At 32.5% G+C, this 20,720-nt stretch carries 16 protein-coding genes; 14 read left to right on the top strand and 2 right to left on the bottom strand.

All coding sequences use genetic code 11. From position 1 onward, the window contains the following. Positions 1–3: 3 nt before the first annotated feature. Positions 4–2,049: an AAA family ATPase gene (locus UF10_RS07210; RefSeq protein ID WP_106777121.1), complete on the top strand. Its 2,046-nt coding sequence runs from the start codon at positions 4–6 to the stop codon at positions 2,047–2,049. Positions 2,050–2,494: 445 nt separating this feature from the next. On the opposite strand, the gene UF10_RS07215 is transcribed toward UF10_RS07210, so the two are convergent. Together UF10_RS07215 and UF10_RS07220 are read right to left on the bottom strand one after the other, a co-directional pair. Beyond that, the gene (locus tag UF10_RS07215) at positions 2,495–2,923 is read right to left on the bottom strand and encodes a hypothetical protein (protein WP_106777123.1); all 429 of its coding nucleotides are present in this window, start codon (positions 2,921–2,923) and stop codon (positions 2,495–2,497) included. 398 nt (positions 2,924–3,321) lie between these two features. Beyond that, positions 3,322–3,858, bottom strand: coding sequence for a TDE2712 family protein (locus UF10_RS07220; RefSeq protein ID WP_106777125.1), 537 nt, complete (start codon positions 3,856–3,858; stop codon positions 3,322–3,324). A 254-nt stretch (positions 3,859–4,112) separates the two neighbouring features. On the opposite strand from UF10_RS07220, the gene mnmE reads away from it, so the two are divergent. The 13 genes from mnmE (at position 4,113) to UF10_RS07285 (ending at position 20,642) form a co-directional block, all read left to right on the top strand. Beyond that, positions 4,113–5,492 carry a tRNA uridine-5-carboxymethylaminomethyl(34) synthesis GTPase MnmE gene (gene mnmE / locus UF10_RS07225; protein ID WP_106777127.1) on the top strand — a complete coding sequence of 460 codons (1,380 nt, stop codon included), beginning with the start codon at positions 4,113–4,115 and terminating at the stop codon, positions 5,490–5,492. 381 nt (positions 5,493–5,873) lie between these two features. After that, entirely contained in the window at positions 5,874–7,757 is a 1,884-nt protein-coding gene (gene mnmG, locus UF10_RS07230) for a tRNA uridine-5-carboxymethylaminomethyl(34) synthesis enzyme MnmG (RefSeq protein WP_106777128.1), read from the top strand. A gap of 32 nt (positions 7,758–7,789) precedes the next feature. Further along, positions 7,790–8,512 carry a 16S rRNA (guanine(527)-N(7))-methyltransferase RsmG gene (gene rsmG / locus UF10_RS07235; protein WP_106777129.1) on the top strand — a complete coding sequence of 241 codons (723 nt, stop codon included), beginning with the start codon at positions 7,790–7,792 and terminating at the stop codon, positions 8,510–8,512. Positions 8,513–8,574: 62 nt separating this feature from the next. Continuing rightward, positions 8,575–9,630 carry a YdcF family protein gene (locus UF10_RS07240; RefSeq protein WP_106777130.1) on the top strand — a complete coding sequence of 352 codons (1,056 nt, stop codon included), beginning with the start codon at positions 8,575–8,577 and terminating at the stop codon, positions 9,628–9,630. Positions 9,631–10,225: 595 nt separating this feature from the next. Then, positions 10,226–11,656, top strand: coding sequence for a sigma-54 interaction domain-containing protein (locus UF10_RS07245; RefSeq protein ID WP_106777131.1), 1,431 nt, complete (start codon positions 10,226–10,228; stop codon positions 11,654–11,656). Positions 11,657–12,186: 530 nt separating this feature from the next. After that, positions 12,187–13,398 carry a CaiB/BaiF CoA transferase family protein gene (locus UF10_RS07250; RefSeq protein ID WP_106777132.1) on the top strand — a complete coding sequence of 404 codons (1,212 nt, stop codon included), beginning with the start codon at positions 12,187–12,189 and terminating at the stop codon, positions 13,396–13,398. A 46-nt stretch (positions 13,399–13,444) separates the two neighbouring features. Beyond that, positions 13,445–14,656, top strand: coding sequence for a (R)-2-hydroxyisocaproyl-CoA dehydratase subunit alpha (gene hadB, locus UF10_RS07255; protein ID WP_106777133.1), 1,212 nt, complete (start codon positions 13,445–13,447; stop codon positions 14,654–14,656). Between the two features lie 24 nt (positions 14,657–14,680). Then, positions 14,681–15,808 carry a 2-hydroxyacyl-CoA dehydratase subunit D gene (locus UF10_RS07260; RefSeq protein ID WP_106777134.1) on the top strand — a complete coding sequence of 376 codons (1,128 nt, stop codon included), beginning with the start codon at positions 14,681–14,683 and terminating at the stop codon, positions 15,806–15,808. Positions 15,809–15,825: 17 nt separating this feature from the next. Next, positions 15,826–16,971: a putative isocaproyl-CoA dehydrogenase AcdB gene (acdB, locus tag UF10_RS07265; RefSeq protein WP_106777135.1), complete on the top strand. Its 1,146-nt coding sequence runs from the start codon at positions 15,826–15,828 to the stop codon at positions 16,969–16,971. A 21-nt stretch (positions 16,972–16,992) separates the two neighbouring features. Next, positions 16,993–17,778, top strand: coding sequence for an electron transfer flavoprotein subunit beta (gene etfB, locus UF10_RS07270; RefSeq protein ID WP_106777136.1), 786 nt, complete (start codon positions 16,993–16,995; stop codon positions 17,776–17,778). A gap of 17 nt (positions 17,779–17,795) precedes the next feature. Then, positions 17,796–18,809: an electron transfer flavoprotein subunit alpha/FixB family protein gene (locus UF10_RS07275; protein ID WP_106777137.1), complete on the top strand. Its 1,014-nt coding sequence runs from the start codon at positions 17,796–17,798 to the stop codon at positions 18,807–18,809. A 32-nt stretch (positions 18,810–18,841) separates the two neighbouring features. Further along, positions 18,842–19,840, top strand: coding sequence for a D-2-hydroxyacid dehydrogenase (locus tag UF10_RS07280; RefSeq protein ID WP_106777138.1), 999 nt, complete (start codon positions 18,842–18,844; stop codon positions 19,838–19,840). Positions 19,841–19,862: 22 nt separating this feature from the next. Then, a complete protein-coding gene (locus UF10_RS07285; protein ID WP_106777139.1) occupies positions 19,863–20,642 on the top strand; it encodes an acyl-CoA dehydratase activase in 780 nt (259 codons plus the stop codon). Positions 20,643–20,720: the final 78 nt, after the last annotated feature.

The raw sequence follows: 20,720 nt of genomic DNA on the forward strand, positions 1-20,720 counted from the left end.
AAAATGGAAAATAATTATCTTCTGTCTCCAGATAGGGAGCTAACAGAAGAAGAAAATAAACTTATATGGAAAAAACCAAAAAGCCATGTAGAAAGTAGTGCAGAATTTCGTATTTGCCAAGAGGTGAAGAGAAATTGGACACGTGGAGAAATGAAAATAAGCAATATTTTATTGGAAGGAGATGCAGGTTCTGGAAAGACTCAGCTAGCAAAGGCTCTTTCAGCAGATTTTGGATTGCCCTATAGCAAGGTGACTTGCTTTGCAGATATGGACAAGTCAGATATTTTGGGATCGATACTTCCAATGCTATCTGATGAAGATAGCGACTCTAAGGTCGTTGAGTATAAATACTATCCATCAGAAATAGTAAGAGCCTATGAAAATGGTTGGTTACTTGAGATACAAGAGCCAACAGCAATACGTGATGCCGCAGTTTTAATGGCACTCAACTCTGCTCTTGAGCCAGATGGCAGTATCAACTTGCCTACACGTATCGTAAAGAGACATCCGGATTTTCTTGTAGTGATTACAACGAATAGAGGATATAATGGTTGTCGACCATTAAATGAGGCCTTACGTGATAGAGTTCAACATAGTGAGAAAATGGATTTGCCAGAAATAGACGTAATGATGAAAAGAGCTTCAATAAAAACAAACTGTAGTGATGAGGATTTATTGGAGACTTTTGCAAAGACAATAATAGAATTAGATAAAACGGCTAAGGCAAATGCAATCAAGGGTGTAGCAGGTATGCGTTCTTATTTTTATTGGATAGATGCAGTATTGCAGGGTTCACAAGCAGTGGAAGCCCTTTATCACAAGGTTATCTATAAGATAAGTACGGATGAAGAAGAAGTTAAAATTTTAGAAAAGACACTATCAGAAAAAGGATTATTAAAAGAGTTAGAGAGAAAATTTTCACCCTTAGGAAATACAAATGGACAAGTAATGGAAATTCATACAGAGGGAGATGATAGTGATGCGGATGATTTTTCACTGAAAGAAAGTGATAAGGCTGCAGTTGCCTTGAAGAAATCCTCTGATAGTGAGGGAGAAGCTTCTTTTACATCAGAATCATCAACAAAGTCCGAAGAATCAGATACAAAAGATCAAGATGGCAAGGCTATCTACCATGAACTTAAAGATTATGAAAAAAATGCGGAAATAAAAGAGAGAAAAAAGGAATTTCGCAAGCAACTAAATAAAGAAGCTAGAGAGTCAGTAAAGTCTACCTCTCATGAAGACATTGCCTTAATAGTTCATAGACCAGAAGCCACAATGGATCACTGTAGTGAATATAATAAAATAGTGTCCGAGCTGATGCCTGTGATCAAAGAGCTTCAGAGAAAAACAGAGCCACTTTTGGAGCATGAAGTATCTGTTGACTTTGGAAAGAACCGTTTGTATGGGACAAAGTTTCAGGCAGAAAAAGTATCATCACAAGACTATAGATATTTTTCACAAAAAAGGCAACCCAATGAAGATCCTTCACTTGTAGTTGCTCTAAGGATTGATCAGTCTGCATCTATGAAGGCATTTGGGCGTCTTGATGCGGCCAAAAAGGCAGCTATATCTGTATATGAATTCTGTAAGGCCTGTAACATTCCAGTGCTTATATATGGAGATACAGCAGATCGTTCACCTAGAGAAAGGATGTCAATCTATTCATACATTGATTGTCAAGAGGCAGATCTAAATGATAAGTACTCACTGATGACAATTCAGGCCCTTAGCAATAATAGAGATGGGATGGCACTACACATACTTTCTGAAAAATTGATAAAGATGCCTCAGTCAAATAAACTTTTGATAAGTATAAGCGATGGGCAGCCAAAAGCAATGCCAGATTATACAGGAAAACTCGCTGTAGATGATATGAAAGAAACTATAGGTCAATATAAACGTAAGGGAATCACTTTTTTGGCAGCAGCTATTGGTCAAGACAAGGAAACGATAAGCGATATATATGGTCAGGAACATTGCCTTGATATATCAGATCTAAATCAACTGCCAGTTCAATTGATTCGTATTATTTCAAGATTTTTGTAGTTAGTGGTTAAAAGACCATCAATACTCAATAAGAAATTAATAATAATCTGATTTAAGGTGTGGTACTTTGAGGTTAAGATATCAAGAGTTTAAATATAACATAAAAAAATATCGGTCTTTAGATAAATTATTATCTTTAAGGCCGATATTTAATGAATTTTAATAGTTTTTATAAGTTAATGTAAGATTTTATTAGACGGTTTTCATTTTTTGAAAAAATATTTATTTTAAAGAAAATCTGTAACAATACATATTTTTTATATAACCAACATCAATATACTTTAAGTTAAGTAATGCACCTAATTGCATTCCTATATCATTGAAAAAATAATGAAATTTGGAACCTTGAGAATCAATATATAGAAATAGTTCGTTAGTAGTATTATCTTTATTAAAGTGAAAAATTGGAGAATATAGAACATCCTGAGATTTTAAATATTCAAAGTTAGAATCTCTGAACATTTTTATTATAAAAAAGAATCGTTTTAAATAATAAAAAAACACTTAAAAAAGATATACTATTTAAAATGTATAGATCATTTGTTAATACAAATCTATATAAATTATATGAAATATTTTTATCAAAATCACTTATATAATCTACATTTTTTAAATTCAATTTTAATTTTCTTGAATTAAAAAATTTTAAATAGGTATAAAGAAAAAAGATTATACCAAAAATAATAAATGATTCAATGAATATTCTAAAATCAGCTAATAAAGTTAAAAAAGATAGCAAAATAAAAATACGCAATTCTTTTTTAAAAGAAAGTGGATTATACTTTTGAGAATCGAAAATTTCATCAGAATTATAAAGATCAACACCTGTGTACTGATAAGTTACAACACCAGTTTCAATATTTTTATCTAACATAAAAACCTCCTGTTTATATTATATAAATTTCAAAAAACTTTTAATTAATGAGAATAACTATGTTTTATGATTTAATTATCAAATACTATAATTAATAGATTTTAACTATTAATCATAAACTACATGCTAACTTTTATTTAGCATTATAAAGAATAAATTTATATTACTAAAGTATGAGTTAAAAGTGTGTTTAATTGTTATTCACAATTTGAATGATTAAAATCTTAATAAATTAACATATAAAATTATTATATCAGAAAAAAATAAATTTTGTATAATATATCAAATAATACTATTTAATATATTATACAAAAGCTAGTAAAAAGGTAAGGATAGAAAGAAAATTTTAAAATAAGCAATAGAAAAAGCCCGGTCAAGCTTGACAGGGCTTTTATTTTTTATTTTTCCACCAATTCACAAAGTCTTTCAAAGATATATTCCTTGATAGGAATATCTTCAAACATTACATTGTCTTCTTGGTCAAAGTAGATTTTAAAGAAGTTCATAACCAACTGACCATCTACTATGTAGTATGGATCTAAGTGAAGTGGTGCTATATGAACGATTATTTTTTCCTGCTTGATGTCAGGGTATTTTTCATTTAGTCTTGCTACTAAATCATCAACATTCATTACTTTGATAGGTTGAGCCATCTTGCTTGCTAGTGATGAGTCATCTGCTATCCACATATTCTTGCTCCAGAATCTTTTTTCTGGCTTTGTTGCGTTTGATAAAAGTTCTCTATTTTGTATTGCACTTAGAACTTTTCTTATAGATTCTTCGTCAAACTCTGGGCTTTGAACCAACTTCATAGCATCCATGTTCGCTATGTCTACAAAGAAGCTTTCTGCTACTTTTTCTCTGTCTGCCATACTACTCCAGTAGTAAAGCATTGATTCGATTACTTCTAGGTTTAATGTGATACTTTTTAACATAAATTACCTCCATATTTTATTTCCAAAATACAGTGACTATATATTCAAAATCTATTCTAATATATATTTCTGTACTTTAGAAAATGTTTTCATATAATTATTATAGTACTTTTTCTAAGAAATAAATAGTCCATTATCCGACAAATATTATTTGTTCTTTTAATCAAGCAAATAAAGGGGTATTTTATGATATAATATAATACTAGATTTATGCGAATAAAGCCTTAATATATATATTGAAATTAGGAGGAAAAATGTTTATAGATGATACAATTGCTGCAATTGCCACAGCTCCTGGAGAGGGTGGTATAGGGATTATTAGACTTAGTGGAAGTAATGCCCTAGATATTGCAAATAAGATGTTTAGACCCCTTTATAGAGATTCTATAGGCGATTATGCCGTTAGAACACTTATTTATGGGAATATTTATGATGAAGGGGTAGTTTTAGATGAGGTTTTGCTTGCCTACATGAAAGGACCTCATTCTTATACTGCAGAAGATGTGGTAGAAATAAATTGCCACGGTGGATTTATTTCAGTTAGAAAAATTTTGGAGCTTGCTCTTAAAAGTGGTGCTAGAATGGCTGAAGCGGGAGAGTTTACCAAGAGAGCATTTTTAAATGGAAGAATAGATCTTTCTCAGGCAGAGGCTGTAATAGATATAATAAATGCTAAGACAGACAAATCTCATGAATTAGCTCAGAGTCAGCTAGAGGGAAGTTTGTCTAAGAAAATAAAGAATCTAAGGGAGATGTTGACTGCTGTTTTGGCTCAGGTTGAGGTTGCTATTGACTATCCAGAAGAAGACATAGAGTTTATTACCTACAAAGAATTGATAGAAAAGACTGAAGCTATACAAAGAGAAGTAGTTCAGATGTATAAGACTGCAGATACTGGTAAGATTTTGAGAGAGGGACTTCAGACTGCTATTTTGGGTAAGCCAAATGTTGGTAAGTCATCGCTTATGAACTCAATACTGGGAGAAAATAGAGCTATTGTAACGGATATTCCAGGTACAACTAGAGATATTATAGAAGAGTTTGTAAATATCAAAGGTATAGCCCTAAAGATAGTTGATACTGCAGGTATTAGAGATACAGATGATGTGGTAGAAAAGATAGGTGTAGAAAAATCAAGAAAACATTTAAAGAGTTCAGATCTTACTTTAGTGGTTTTGGACAATTCTAGAGAGATTGATCAGGAAGATATTGACATACTAGAAAGTGTGGATAGATCAAAGACTCTTGTAATACTAAATAAGATAGATTTAGAGTCAAAGTTGGACTTGGATATAGTGAAGAAATATGTAGATGAGATTAATATTATCAATATATCTGCACTTAAAAATGAGGGGTTAGATTTGCTTCACGATAGAATAGAAGATATGGTCTTTAGTGGAGAAATATCTAATTCAGGAGATGTAATGATTACAAATTCAAGACACAAAGATGCTATTTACAAGGCTATGAAGGCTATTGAAGATGCTATTAGTTCATTGAATGATGAAATGTCTTATGATTTTATCGAGGTTGACCTAAAGGATGCTTGGGATGCCTTGGGATATATCAATGGTGATACTATCAGTGAAGATTTATTAGATACAATATTCTCTAACTTCTGTATAGGAAAGTAATAAAAATCAAATTTAGGTTGAGATTTAAGAAAGTCTAGTTTTCAATTTCAAAAAGTACAGTTTTAAAGTCTAGTAAAAGTTATTTTTAAAAGGCATACAAAGACAGTTTATGTTTAAAAAATGCTTTTGAATTTCGGAAAAGCTGCTTTTAAAATCAAATAAAAGTTGATTTTAAACTTTAAAAAGAAGCTAACTTTAAAATAGATAATTTATAGTAAAAATCTAAAAAAATTGAAATCAAATAAAAGCTAGATAAGATTTAAATACAGATGAATATGAAAGAAAAAATAAAAATCAAAAATATAAATTAAAAAAACAAACAATAAAGTATAAACAATAAAGTAAGGTATAACAAATAATTATAGATTGGAAAGGAAAAAAATGGAAAGATTTAATGCTGGAAATTACGATATAATTGTAGTCGGTGCAGGTCATGCAGGCTGTGAGGCAGCACTGGCTTCAGCAAGAATGGGTATGAAGACACTTATGATTACTCTTTCTTTAGATTCAATAGCGGCACTTCCTTGTAATCCATCAATAGGTGGAACAGGAAAGGGACAGCTAGTAAAAGAAATAGATGCTCTAGGTGGAGAGATGGGGCTAAATATAGACAAGACTTATATACAAAGTAGAATGTTAAATACAGCTAAAGGACCTGCTGTTCATTCTCTAAGAGCTCAGACAGACAAAAACCTTTATCACAGAATGATGAAGGAAACTATAGAAAATCAAGAAAATCTTGATTTAGTTATGGATGAAGTAGAAGAAATACTGCATGAGGGTAATAAAATTACAGGAGTGGCTACACGTTTAGGATCTGAATACAGTTCAAAGATGACTATACTTGCCACTGGAGTATACCTTCAGTCTACTATATTTATAGGACATGATACCTTCAAGGAAGGTCCAAATGGTATGGCATATGCAAAGAAGCTTACTGACAATTTAATTGATTTAGGACTTTCTATGAGAAGGTTTAAGACGGGAACTCCTGCTAGAGTTCATAGAGATAGTGTAGATTTTTCTGTGATGGAAGCTCAGGCTGGAGATGAAAAGATAACTCCATTTTCATTTATGAATGAAGATATAGAAAAAGATCAAGTACTTTGCTATTTGACAAGGACTACTCCAGATACAAAGAAATTGATTCAGGAAAATATAACTAGAAGTGCAATGTACAGTGGAAATATAGAGGGAACAGGTCCAAGATATTGTCCTTCTATTGAAGACAAGATAGTGAAGTTTGCAGATAAAGAAACTCATCAGTTATTTATAGAGCCAGAAGGACTAGATACCAAGGAAATGTATGTTCAAGGAGTGTCTACTAGTTTCCCTCTTGATATGCAGGAGAGAATGTACAGAACTATTAAGGGTCTAGAAAATGTAAAGATAATGAGACCAGCCTATGCAATCGAATATGACTGTATAGATCCAACTCAACTAAAGCAGACTCTAGAGATTAAGGGAGTAGAAAATCTATTTTCAGCAGGTCAGTTTAACGGAACTTCTGGATATGAAGAGGCTGCAGCTCAAGGCTTGATTGCAGGTATCAATGCAGTAAGAAAGATAAGAGGAGAAGAAGCTTTTATAATAGATAGATCTGAAGGATATATTGGAGTACTGATAGATGATTTGGTGACTAAGGGAACTAATGAACCTTATAGAATGATGACTTCAAGAGCAGAGTATAGACTATATCTTAGACAGGATAATGCTGATATGAGACTTACTCAAATCGGATATGATCTAGGTCTAGTTACTCAGGAAAGATATGATAGATTTACAAAGAAAAAGGCAGAAGTAGAAGCTGAGATAGAAAGATTGAAAAAGGAAAGAATTACACCAAATGAAGTAAACCATATTCTTGAAGAGAAGGATATACAGCTACTTCACAAGGGGCTATCTCTTTATGAATTTTTAAAAAGACCAGAGATAGATTATTCTATACTTGAACTGGCAGATAAGGCAAGTAGTGAAGAAATATCTTATGAAGTTAAGCAGCAGGCTGTAATAATGATCAAATATGAAGGATATATCAGCAAGCAGATGAAGCAGATTGATCAATTTAGAAAGCTTGAAAATAAGAAGCTTTATGAAACTTTAAATTACAGTGAGATAGAAGGCTTGAGAATAGAAGCAAGACAAAAACTTGATGATATTAAACCGACTTCTATAGGTCAGGCATCTAGAATATCAGGAGTATCTCCTTCAGATATATCAGTGCTGTTAATATATTTAGAGCAAAAAAGAAGAGGAAATAAATAGTACTATAATAAAATTAAAGAAGAGGTGTGTTTATGTCTACAGAAAATATAGAGTTACTACGTGATGGACTGAAGGGATACAATATAAATGTTGACGATTCTATGCTAGAAAAATTCGAGAAGTATAGAGAGATATTAGTCGAGTACAATAAGGTAATGAATTTGACAGGAATAACAGAACAAAGAGAAGTTTATATAAAGCATTTCTTAGATTCAGTTGCAATATTTAACAATGGATATATAGAAGATGAAATGTCTGTAATAGATGTCGGAACAGGTGCAGGATTTCCTGGTCTTCCATTTAAGATAGTAAATCCAAGTATCCAGCTTACACTGCTTGATTCTTTAAATAAGAGGATTAAGTTTCTAAAGGAAGTGGGAGACTCTATCGGATTTGATGATATAGAATATGTTCATGGAAGAGCAGAAGATTTTGGTAAAAATAAAGAGTTTAGAGAAAAATTTGACATAGCAACTGCAAGAGCCGTAGCTAATCTACCAGTTCTTTTAGAGCTATGCGTTCCATATGTAAAGTTGGGTGGATATTTTATATGTTTAAAGGGACCAAATGTTGAAAATGAACTTGAAAAGTCAGAAAATGCTATGAAGCTTTTAGGTGTAGAGTTAGTTGAAAGTATAGATGTAGAGCTTCCTGATGAAGAATTAAATCATAAAATTTTGGTATTTGAAAAGACAGCAAAGACTCCAAAGAGATTTCCTAGAAAGGCTGGAACTCCAGCTAAAGAGCCTCTATAAAAATTATATTTAAGTAATATAGATATTGTTTGATATAAGAAAGTTATAGAAGGGAGAATAAAATGATTTATTTGTTTCTTGTAGTTTTACTTTTTGCAGCCGTATTTTTATACATTATGAATAATGATAAAAGAAATTTAATGTCTGGTGTGTTCTTTGTATTGACCTTGCTTTCTTTGGGGATTTGGATTATTTTCTTAGTATTTAAGTATAGTCAAGTTATTTCAAATTATCCGATTCTGATGTCGATAATAATGATTTTATCAGTCTTATTAGTATTTATGCTAGTACTTTTACCGATACTTTTAATTGGATTTTTATTTTATAACGGTATTAAAATAATGATTAAAGAAGGTTTTAGGCCAAGAAATGTATTGTCCTTGCTGCTTTCAATACTATTATTTGTTTATCTTATAATATGGCCTAGATTCAATAAAATAACTTCTAATAGTTTTGCAAGTTATATTTATGTATATGTTGGAATATTGGCTGTATACTTTTTATTCTTGATGATGATGTTTACATTATCAAATATGCTCAACTTGATAAATTTCAAGAAGAAGGATCTTGATTTTGTTCTTGTTTTGGGAGCAGGTCTTATTAAGGATAAGGTAACACCACTTTTGGCAGGAAGAATAGATAAGGGTATTGAGGTTTATAGGAAAAATAAAAATTCGAAGTTGATTTTATCTGGTGGACAAGGTGGAGATGAAGTGATAGCAGAAGGTATTGCTATGGCTAACTATGCTAGAGAAAAGGGAGTTCCAGAATCTGATATATTGATTGAAGATAAATCTAAAAACACAAAAGAAAATATTTTATTTTCATATGAAATAATGAGTTCTCATCTTGATTTTGGAAAAAAACCTAATTTTGCTATAGCTACAAATTCATACCATGTGTTGAGAGCCTTGATAATAGCCAAAAGTCTTGGGATTGATTGTATTGGATATGGTTCAAAATCTAAGTGGTATTTTACTTTAAATGCATTTATAAGAGAGTTTATAGGATATATCCACTATACTAGAAAAAAACATATAAAAAATATAGCGCTAATTACTGTAATATACGTTATAGGAATAATTTTAACGCAGATGATATTTAAATTTGCAATATAAGAGAGTACAGAGATGTACTCTCTCTTTTTGCAAAAATCATAAAGGATTAAAAAAGTTATAGCAGAAAAATATTCAAGAATATTTAGAAAAATTGAAAAATTAAACACTTTTTCAATAAAATAAACTAATATAAAAAGGAGTATTTCTAAGAAATTCAAAGAGAAATTTTATGGAGAATAAAATGTATTTTTTAGATGAAAACATATATTTTAATGGGAATTATTATTTTAATCCTTATTAAATAGCATATAAGAAGTAAAATAATGAATAAAACAAATAAAGATAAATAAGCAAATTAAAGCTAGATAAAATAGCTTAAAATTAAGGCTTATAGCTAACAGTCCTAATATTTAAATAAAATTTTTATTTATGTTTACAAAAAGTTTAAAAAAAAATAAAATTTTATTTAACTTGAATTTTTTTTCTGTAGACAAAATAACATAATTAAAAAAATATTTAAATGGATATTGCAAAAAGCATATATTAATTATTGAAATTGTGGTAAAATTTAGAATAAGAGAAAAGTTTAAACTAGGGGAATTAAAAACAAAGATTATAATATTTGTATATCGTGAAAGAGAGGTTTGAGTAGAATATGTCCAATAATTATGTATGTAGGGAACAACTAGAGTACAACAACTATAATAACTTAGTTGAAAACATGATGGAGCATATCGATGAAATAATAGTAATTTTCGATAAAGATGGCTTCATAAGAAGAATGAATTCCATAAGTGATCAAATATTACCTTTTAAGAGAAAAGATATTGTGGGGAAAAATATCAGAGAACTCGTAAAAGATAATCTTGTGGATAATCCAATTATTTTGGAGATGATTGAAACTAAGAAAAAGGTTTTCCGAGATATTATATATCCAGAAGGAAAGGTTGTATCCTATACAGCAATACCGAGGTTTAGCATTAATGGGGATTTCATGGGGGGAGTCTTAACAGGCAGAGATATCTCTAGAATATTAAATCTTATGAAGGCTTCATGTGAAACAAAAGATAGTGATATAGAGTACATATCTGAGAGTAAGTGTATAGAAAGAATAAAAGATATTATTGCTACAATATCTGATTCAGATGCATCAGTATTGATACTAGGTGAGTCGGGAACAGGTAAAGAGATTATAGCAAGAAGTGTTTGGAAGCAAAGTTGTAGAAGGGACAAGCCTTTTGTAGCTATTAACTGTGCATCAATTTCACAAGACTTAGTAGAATCTGAGTTATTTGGTTATGAAGCGGGGGCTTTTACAGGGGCAAGAAAAGAAGGCAAGAAAGGGCTTTTGGAACATGCAGATGGAGGTACTATATTTCTTGATGAAATAGGTGAGCTAGCACTAGAGACTCAAAAAAAGCTATTAAGGGTTATACAGGAAAAAAGTATTATAAGGATAGGTGGAGTTGAGCCTATAGATATAGATGTTAGATTTATATCTGCTACTAATAAGACCACAAAAGAAATAAAAGATCCTAATATTTTTAGACAGGATTTATACTATAGGCTGAGTGTAATTCCTATATTAATACCGCCATTAAGACATAGAAAAGAAGATATACTTCCTATAACAGATTTTTATATTGAGAGGTTTAACAATAAATATAATAGGAATGTTCATCTTACTAAGGATGCAAAAGATTCCTTGGTAAAAAATGATTGGCGAGGAAATATTAGAGAATTAAAAAATACAATAGAGAGATTAGTTATACTTTCAGCATATGAAACTATAAATAAAGACCAAATAAATAGAATTATGGGAATAGAATATCTAGATGCTCTTCCAGGTCAAGAAACAAGAAATGATTATGATGATAATTCTATAAATAGGGAAGAAGATCTAGAAAAAAAATCAATAAAAGTCAATGATATAGTTACTATTGATGAAGCTCATAGAATAGTTGAACAAGAGATAATTTCTATGGCTATTAAAAAGTATGGTAATGTAACAGAAGCTTCAAAAGCAATCGGTATTAATCCATCTACAGTGTATCGAAAAATAAAAAGTGGATATATTGATGTGTAAAATAAAATTTGTAAATAATTGTATATATATGGATATAAATAGAAAAGTTGGGTATATAGAATATATATCTACATATTAGAGTTTGTCTAAGTTATATTTAACACAGACAAAATAAATATATATAAATAAAATTTCATATGAATATATTAACAGTTTTTTGCATAAAACGAATGATTCGCATAATGCAAAAAACTGTTTTTTTTAGCAATATTTTAAATTTACTGATAATATAGTCAAAAAAAGCCTCTTTTTATGAAAAAAATCATAAAAAGAAATAAAAATATGGAATTTCAGTTTATTTTTTAACATATAGGATTGTTAAAAAGTTGCTCAAATGCAAAAAAAAGAAAAGATACACAATAATATTTGATAACGAATATCTTTTAAAAAATTCCTAGAGATATTGAATTCAAGCCATTTTGCTAAAATTATAACAAATATTGTTAAAAAAATAGTTTTGGCAAGCTAATTGCTTATATATAAGACAGAAAGGCAATAAGAATTTTTATAATTTCTAAGGAGGAGATAAAATGAGTAAAACAGGTTTACCATTAGAGGGAGTAAGAGTAATTGAATATGCTAACTACGTTGCAGCACCAGTGTGTGGAAGATGCCTTGCAGATTGGGGAGCAGAAGTAATAAAGATTGAACCACTTGAAGGTGACTCAATGAGATATGTAGGTATGCAATGGAATTTCCCTATAGAAGAAGATGAGAACCCATTATTTGAAATGGAAAACTCAGGTAAGAAGGGAATCATGGTAGACACAAGAAGTAAAGAAGGTGTAGAACTTATTTACGAACTATTACAAACAGCTGATGTTTTCTTAACTAATACAAGACAGAGAGCATTAGATAAGAGTGGGCTTAACTATGAATGTATAAAAGAAAAAGCTCCACATATAATATTTGCACATTTATTAGGATATGGTGACAATGGTCCAGCAAAGAACAATCCAGCATTTGACTATACAGCTTACTTTGCAAGAGGTGGAGTTGCAAGATCACTTATGGAAAAGGGTACATCACCAGCAAATCCAGTAGCAGGTCTAGGAGATCACTACGCAGGAATAAGTTTAGCAGCAGGTATTGTAGCTTCATTATTCAAGAAGAAAGAAACTGGTAAGGGAGAAAGAGTAACAGTATCTCTATTCCATACAGCAGTATTTGGTATGGGTATTCCAGTAGCGGCTTCTAAGTATGGATACAGAATGCCAATATCAAGAAGAACACCACCTAACCCACTAAACACTACATTTAAGTGTGCTGATGGAAACTGGGTTCAGCTAGCATTCTTCCAGTATGAAAAGTGGTTTGGAAACTTCTGTGACATGGTTATAGAAAGACCTGACCTAAAGGGTTCTAAGTACTCAACAATGAAGGAAGCAGTAAAGCATACTGAAGAATTCGTAATAATGATGGAAGAAGAATTCATAAAGAGACCATTTGCAGAATGGGCTGAAAGACTTCAAAAGGCAGGAATACCTTATGAAAAGCTTGCTTCACCAGAAGATGTACTTAATGACGAACAGTGTTGGTCAAATGACTACCTAATTAAGCATACATATGACAATGGAAACGAAGGTGTTTTATACAACACTCCAGTAATGTTTACAGAAAATCCTAGAGAAGGATATGTAAGAGCTCCAAAGATGGGTGAACATACTGAACAGGTAATGAAGGATCTTGGTGTTTCAGCAGATAAGATAGAAAAACTAAAAGAAAATAATATTATAAAATAAGCTAAAAAATATATAGAGAGCTTGATACTTACAAGGAGGTAAAGAAATGGCAGATAAAAAAGATGCTAGAACGGTTATAAATGAGTTGTTGGCAGAACAATATGAGAATGCTTTTAAGGCAAAAGAAGAAGGTAGACCTGTAGGTTGGGCCACTTCAGTATTCCCTCAAGAGTTAGCAGAAATATTTGATCTGAATTTATTATATCCTGAAAATCATGCTGCAGGAGTTGCTGCAAAGAAGGAATCTTTAGAGCTTTGTGAACTTGCTGAAGATCAAGGATATTCAAACGATCTATGTGCTTATGCAAGAACAAACTTTGGTTTACTTGAAAAGGGTCATTCAGATACTCTTCCAATGCCAGAACCAGATTTTCTATGTTGCTGTAACAATATATGTAATGAAGTTGTTAAGTGGTATGAAAATATTGCTAGAGAAAGAAATATACCTCTAATAATGATAGATACTACTTATAATTATGACTATGAAGTATCTGAAAGTAGAATAAATTACCTAAAAGCTCAGTTTGAAGAAGCTGTTAGACAGTTATCAGAAATATCTGGAAAAGAATTTGATCCTAAGAGATTAGAAGAAGTTATGAAGATATCAGCTGAAAATGGTAAGCTATGGAAATACTCAATGAGTTTACCTCAGGGTAACTATCCATCTCCAATGAACGGTTTTGACCTATTTACATATATGGCAGTAATAGTATGTGCAAGAGGTAAGACTGAAACAACTGAAGCATTTAAGCTATTAGTAGAATATCTAGAAGATAATGCTGAAAAGGGAGAAACTTCTTTCAGAGGAGAAGAAAAATATAGAATAATGATGGAAGGAATTCCATGTTGGCCTTATATAGGATACAAAATGAAGACTTTATCTAAGTATGGAGTTAACATGACAGGAAGTGTTTATCCTCATGCTTGGGCACTTGAATATGAAGTAAATGACCTTGACGGAATGGCAAGAGCATATAGTTCAATGTTCAATAATGTCAATATTGAAAAAATGGTTGAATACAGAATAAACGCTCTAAAAGACGGTGACTGTGAAGGTGCATTCTATCATATGAACAGAAGCTGTAAGTTGATGAGTTTCATTCAGTATGAAATGATGAGAAGAGTTGCTAAGGAAACTGATTTACCATATGCAGGATTTGATGGGGATCAGGCTGACCCAAGAAACTTCACAAACGCACAGTTTGAAACTAGACTTCAGGGACTAGTAGAGGTAATGAGCGAAAGAAAAAATAAATAGTTTTAATTTTGAGGAGGCCATAAAATGACTATTAAAGATATACTAGGAAAATTAGAGTATGCTTCAAATCATCCTAAGGAATTAATGAAGCAATATTTAGATGAAAATAAAAAGGTTATTGGACTACTTCCAGTATACACACCTACAGAAATAGTACATGCAAGTGGAATGATACCTATGGGCGTATGGGGTGGAAAGACTGAAATAGATGCTGCAAAAGAATATTTCCCAGCATTTGCATGTTCAATAATGCAGGCAATACTAGAGTATGGAATTAAGGGAAGTTATGATGGTATGTCAGCTGCAATAATTCCTTGCATGTGTGACTCTTTAATAACTATGACTCAGAACTACAAGTCTGGTGTTAGTGGAATGGAAATGATAGCTTTTGTTCATCCACAAAACAGAAAGATACAGGCTGGTACTGACTACCTTGTAACTGAATATGAGGGAGTAAAGAAGAAACTTGAAAAGATATGTGGACATGAAATCACAGAAGAAGCTCTTCAAAACAGTATCGATGTTTACAATGAACACAGAAAAGTAATGCAGGAATTTATTGAACTAGTTCCTAAGCATTTAAATACAATCACACCATACTTAAGAAACGCAGTTATTAGAAGTGGATTATTTATGAAGGTTGAAGAACATACTGACTTAGTAAAGCAGTTAAATGCAGAGCTAAAAGCAATGCCAGAAGAAAAGTTTGATGGTAAGACAGTAATGGTTACAGGAATAATATTTGATGATAAGGAAATCTTAAACTTACTAGAAGAAAACAATATTGCCGTAGCTTATGACAATGTTGCTCAGGAAACTCTTCAGTTTGATACTTTAGTACCAAATGAAGGAAAGTCAGCTCTTGAAAGACTAGCTCTTCAGTGGAGAGACGTTGAAGGTTCTACTTTAGCATATGATCCTCAGAAGAAGAGAGGTAAGATGATAGTTGAAAATTGTAAGAGAGTTGGTGCTGACGGCGTAATCTATGCAATGATGAAATTCTGTGACCCAGAAGAATATGACTATCCAATAGTAATGAAAGACCTTAAAAATGCAGATATACCACATTTGTATCTAGAAATAGAACAGCAGGTTGGAAGTAACGAACAAATCAGAACAAGAGTACAAACATTTGCCGAAATGCTTGTATAATATTTTGGAGGTATGAAATGAAGTTAAAACTGGAACATGAAATGGTAAAAAAATCAATAAGGGATTTTTGTCAGGTAGAACTATATGATACAGACTTGGCAAAAGAAATGGACCAAGAAAACCGTCCTATGCCTAAAGAATTTATGGACAAATTAGCTAGATATAAGTACAACTCAGTAATAGTACCAAAAGAATATGGCGGTGCTGGAGCTGACTACATGTCATATGCAATAATAATGGAAGAATTATCTAGAGCAGATTGTTCTTCAGGAACTTTCTTGACAGCTGGGGCTTCTTTGGTAGCTTTACCACTTGTAAACTTTGGAACACCAGAACAGAAAGAAAAATATTTGAAACCTCTATCATTGGGAACTCAGATCGGTGCATTTGGTCTTACTGAACCAGGAGCAGGTTCTGATGCCGGTGCAACAGCTACAACAGCTGAGTTAGATGGAGATCACTACATACTAAACGGAAGAAAATGTTGGATAACAAACGCACCATTTTGTGATTTTGCAATAGTTTCTGCAGTTACTGAGAAAGGCAAGGGAACACATGGGGGAATTTCAACTTTCATAGTTGAAACTAAGTGGGATGGAGTATCTCACGGAGCTCATGAGGATAAGATGGGTATTAGAGGAACAAGAACATCGGATTTAATATTTAATGATGTAAAGGTTCCAAAAGAAAATATGTTAGGTAAGTTAGGTGCTGGATTTAAGGTAATGATGAATACTCTTGAATCAGGAAGAATAGGCGTTGCAGCACAGGCAGTAGGTGTAGCACAGTCAGCATTAGATGAAGCTGTAAAATACACTCAAGAGAGAGTTCAGTTTGGAAAGCCTATAGCTAGATTCCAGAACACTCAATTCACAATAGCAGATATGGCTACTAAGGTTGAAGCAGCAAGAATGTTAGTATATAGTGCAGCTATGGACAAAGATGCAGGAAAGAATCCTGGATTAGCATCTTCAATGGCTAAGTACTATGCAGCAGAAGTAGCAAATGAAGTTGCTTACAAGGCTCTTCAGCTTCACGGTGGATACGGATATGTTAAGGATTATAGAATTGAAAGAATATACAGAGATGCAAGAATTCTTTCTATCTATGAAGGAACTTCTCAGGTTCAGCAGATGGTTATAGCGGCTCACGTAATAAAATAAATAGATAGGATGGTGTAGATTTTGAGAATTATAGTATGTGCAAAACAGGTACCTGATACAACTGAGGTAAAAATAGATAAGAAAACAAACACACTAATAAGAGAAGGAGTTCCAAGTATACTTAATCCAGATGACTCTAATGCATTAGAAGAAGCATTAAGACTAAAGGATATATATAAGGATTGTACAGTAACAGTAGTTTCAATGGGACCTCCACAGGCAAAAGAAATGTTAAGAGAATGTTTAGCAATGGGTGCTGACGAAGCTGTATTAGTAAGTGATAGAGCTTTCGGTGGATCAGACACTTGGGCGACTTCAAATGCTTTAGCTGCAGCGATAAGAAAATTAGGAGATTATGACCTAATATTATCAGGTAGACAGGCAATAGATGGAGATACAGCTCAGGTTGGACCTCAGATAGCTGAGAAGTTAGATCTTCCTCAGGTAACTTATGTTCAAAAGCTAGATATTGATGGAAATACTTTAAAGGTAGAAAGAGCATTAGAAAATGGATTTGAAAAGATAGAACTTCAAATGCCAGCACTATTGACAGCAGTTAAGGAATTAAATGAACCAAGACATATGTACATAGATAAGATATTTGATGCTTGTCAAAAAGAAATTTCAGTATTGACTATAAATGATGTAGATATTACTGCATCAGAAGTAGGGTTAAAAGCTTCTCCTACAAGAGTATTTAGATCTTTCACACCTGAAGTTAAGGGTCAGGGAGAAATGCTTAACGGAACAGTTGAGGAAATCTCACAGAGTCTAGTAGAAAAGCTTAAAGAGAAACATATAATATAAATTAGGAGAGGTTAGAGATGGAAAAAGTAGATATTTCAAACTATAAAGATATATGGGTATATGCTGAACAGAGGCAAGGAAAGCTGTCTCCAGTAGTTATAGAACTATTAGGAGAAGGTAGAAAGCTTGCTGATGTAAAGGGTATAAAGTTAAATGCGATATTAGTAGGTAACGATGTAGGTCATTTAGTAGATGAACTTTATTCTTACGGAGCTGAAACAGTTTACTTCTGTCAGGATAGTAAGCTTGAAAACTATACTACAGATGGATATTCTAAGGTGGTTTGTGACGCTATAAATGAGTTCAAACCAGAAATATTCCTTATAGGAGCGACTCACATAGGTAGAGATATGGCTCCAAGAATAGCTTCAAGATTAAATACAGGACTAACTGCTGACTGTACAAAGTTAGAAATAGATGAAGAAGATGGAAAGATAAAGCAGACTAGACCAGCATTTGGTGGTAATATAATGGCTACTATAATATGTCCAGAAAATAGACCACAGATGTCAACAGTAAGACCAGGTGTAATGGATAAGGCAATTAAGAATCCAGATCATAAGGGTGAATTAGTAAAGGTTAATTTAGACCTTAAGGCATCTGATATTAGAACTGAAGTGAAAGAAATAATAAAATCTGAAAAGGATTTAGTATCACTTACAGATGCTGAAGTTATAGTTTCAGGGGGGATAGGACTTGGAACACAAGAAGGTTTCAAGCTTATTGAACAGCTAGCTGAAAAGCTAAATGGTGTAGTTGGTTCATCAAGAGCAGCAGTAGATGCTGGTTGGATAGACCATTCTCATCAGGTAGGTCAGACTGGTACAACAGTTAAGCCAAAGCTTTACATTGCTTGCGGTATATCTGGAGCGATACAGCACTTGGCAGGAATGAGTGATTCTGATACTATAGTTGCAATCAATAAAAACCCAGATGCACCTATATTCCAGGTGGCAGATTATGGTTTAGTAGGCGACCTTTATGATATAATTCCACAGATAATAGAGGAATTAGAAAACATAGAAGGGTAAGAGATTTAAAATATATTTTAGAGGAGATTAATATGAAAATACTAGCTTATCATGTTCAAGAGTACGAAGTTGATGCAGTAAAGAATTGGGCGAAAAATAATGATATTCAAGTTGATATAGAATATGGTTTATTAACAGTTGATTCTGTTGACAAGGCAAAGGGCTATGATGGGGTAACTACTCAACAGGTAATTCCAGTGAAAGATGAAGAGATATATAGAAAGCTAAAGGAAAACGGTGTTAAGCAGATATCTTCCCGTACAGCAGGAGTAGATATGTTCGATTTAGATTTGGCGAAGAAGTATGGAATCAGTATAACAAACGTTCCACAGTATTCTCCTAATGCTATAGCAGAACTTGCAGTTACTCATGCTATGATGCTTCTAAGAAATATTAATCATATAAAGACAGCACAGGCAACAGGTAATTTCAAATGGGAAAAAAGAGTTATATCAAAAGAAATTAGAAGCTGTGTAGTAGGTATAATCGGTACAGGAAGAATAGGCCTTACAACAGCTAAGCTTTTCAAGGGTCTTGGAGCTGAAGTAATAGGATATGATGTATTCAAAAATCCTAATGCAGAAGGAGTACTAGAATACGCATCAGATTTAGAAGATCTTCTATCAAGATCAGATGTTGTATCACTTCACCTTCCACTTACAGAAGATACGTACCATCTAATAAACAAGGATAATATAAAGTTTATGAAGGAAGGCGCTATCCTGATCAATACAGGAAGAGGTGCACTATTAGACATCGATGCAGTATTAGCAGAATTAGACTCAGGTCATCTTAAGGCTGCAGGTTTAGACGTATTAGAATGTGAAACACTATATGTAAATCAAAAAATTGATGACAGAGAAAAATTAGAGGATTCACCAGTTCCAAATCTTATGTCTAGAGACGATGTTAACCTAACAGGACACTTTGCATTCTTTACAGAAACAGCAGTTGATAACTTAGTAAGTACTTCTCTTGACAATATTAAATGTCATAATGAAACTGGAGAAGTAGTAAATAGCATGAATTAAGAAAATAAAGGAGTGTAGCAAGATGAAAGTGTTAGGAGTAGACATTGGTTCGACGGCATCTAAAGGAGTGGTAATGGATGAGAAAGAAAACATTATCAGTTCCATTATAATACCGTATGGAACAGGCACTAGCGGTCCACAGAAACTAAATCAAGAGATATTTGATGTAACAGGCATGAAGATCTCTGAATTTGATAAAGTGGTTGCTACTGGATATGGAAGAATGAAATACGATGGCGCTGACAAACAAATCAGTGAACTTAGTTGCCATGCAAAGGGTGTTGTTCATCTAATACCAAGCGTAAGAACAATCATAGATATCGGTGGACAAGATGCAAAGGCTCTTAAAATCGATAAAAATGGAAGACTTGAAAGCTTCGTTATGAATGATAAATGTGCTGCAGGGACAGGAAGATTTCTAGACGTAATGTCAAAGATTCTTGAAACAGATATATCGAATCTGGGAGAATTAGATAAAAAAGCCGATAACCAGATAATGATAAGTAGTACATGCACAGTTTTTGCAGAATCAGAAGTCATATCTAACTTATCTGAAGGTGTTTCAATAGAAAATATTATAGCAGGAATACATGATTCTGTTGCGAAGAGAGTTGCGAGCCTAGCCAAAAGAATTGGACTGAGAGAAGACATAGTTTTAGTTGGTGGAGTTGCTACAAACTCTGGAGTAGTTAGAGCTATGAATGATGCACTTGGGTACGAAGTAATTGTTCCAGATGAGGCACAATTTACGGGTGCAATTGGTGCGGCTTTAAGCGCAGTAAGTATGTTAGATAAAAAATAAATTTATTGATGTTTAAATAATAATCTTGCTCAAACTACTGGTATAAGGGCACAGCTTACTTGATTACTGTGCCCTTTA

Source organism: Peptostreptococcus russellii (genome assembly GCF_003012055.1).
Lineage (GTDB): Bacteria > Bacillota > Clostridia > Peptostreptococcales > Peptostreptococcaceae > Peptostreptococcus > Peptostreptococcus russellii.

What these genes read in the sequence shown, in the direction of transcription:
- UF10_RS07245 (WP_106777131.1), top strand. Translation starts at nt 10,226, where the DNA reads ATGTCCAATAATTATGTATGTAGGGAACAACTAGAGTACAACAACTAT.
- UF10_RS07250 (WP_106777132.1), top strand. Translation starts at nt 12,187, where the DNA reads ATGAGTAAAACAGGTTTACCATTAGAGGGAGTAAGAGTAATTGAATAT.
- UF10_RS07215 (WP_106777123.1), bottom strand. Translation starts at nt 2,923, where the DNA reads ATGTTAGATAAAAATATTGAAACTGGTGTTGTAACTTATCAGTACACA.
- UF10_RS07240 (WP_106777130.1), top strand. Translation starts at nt 8,575, where the DNA reads ATGATTTATTTGTTTCTTGTAGTTTTACTTTTTGCAGCCGTATTTTTA.
- UF10_RS07275 (WP_106777137.1), top strand. Translation starts at nt 17,796, where the DNA reads ATGGAAAAAGTAGATATTTCAAACTATAAAGATATATGGGTATATGCT.
- rsmG (WP_106777129.1), top strand. Translation starts at nt 7,790, where the DNA reads ATGTCTACAGAAAATATAGAGTTACTACGTGATGGACTGAAGGGATAC.
- hadB (WP_106777133.1), top strand. Translation starts at nt 13,445, where the DNA reads ATGGCAGATAAAAAAGATGCTAGAACGGTTATAAATGAGTTGTTGGCA.
- UF10_RS07220 (WP_106777125.1), bottom strand. Translation starts at nt 3,858, where the DNA reads ATGTTAAAAAGTATCACATTAAACCTAGAAGTAATCGAATCAATGCTT.
- UF10_RS07210 (WP_106777121.1), top strand. Translation starts at nt 4, where the DNA reads ATGGAAAATAATTATCTTCTGTCTCCAGATAGGGAGCTAACAGAAGAA.
- UF10_RS07260 (WP_106777134.1), top strand. Translation starts at nt 14,681, where the DNA reads ATGACTATTAAAGATATACTAGGAAAATTAGAGTATGCTTCAAATCAT.
- acdB (WP_106777135.1), top strand. Translation starts at nt 15,826, where the DNA reads ATGAAGTTAAAACTGGAACATGAAATGGTAAAAAAATCAATAAGGGAT.
- UF10_RS07280 (WP_106777138.1), top strand. Translation starts at nt 18,842, where the DNA reads ATGAAAATACTAGCTTATCATGTTCAAGAGTACGAAGTTGATGCAGTA.
- mnmG (WP_106777128.1), top strand. Translation starts at nt 5,874, where the DNA reads ATGGAAAGATTTAATGCTGGAAATTACGATATAATTGTAGTCGGTGCA.
- UF10_RS07285 (WP_106777139.1), top strand. Translation starts at nt 19,863, where the DNA reads ATGAAAGTGTTAGGAGTAGACATTGGTTCGACGGCATCTAAAGGAGTG.
- mnmE (WP_106777127.1), top strand. Translation starts at nt 4,113, where the DNA reads ATGTTTATAGATGATACAATTGCTGCAATTGCCACAGCTCCTGGAGAG.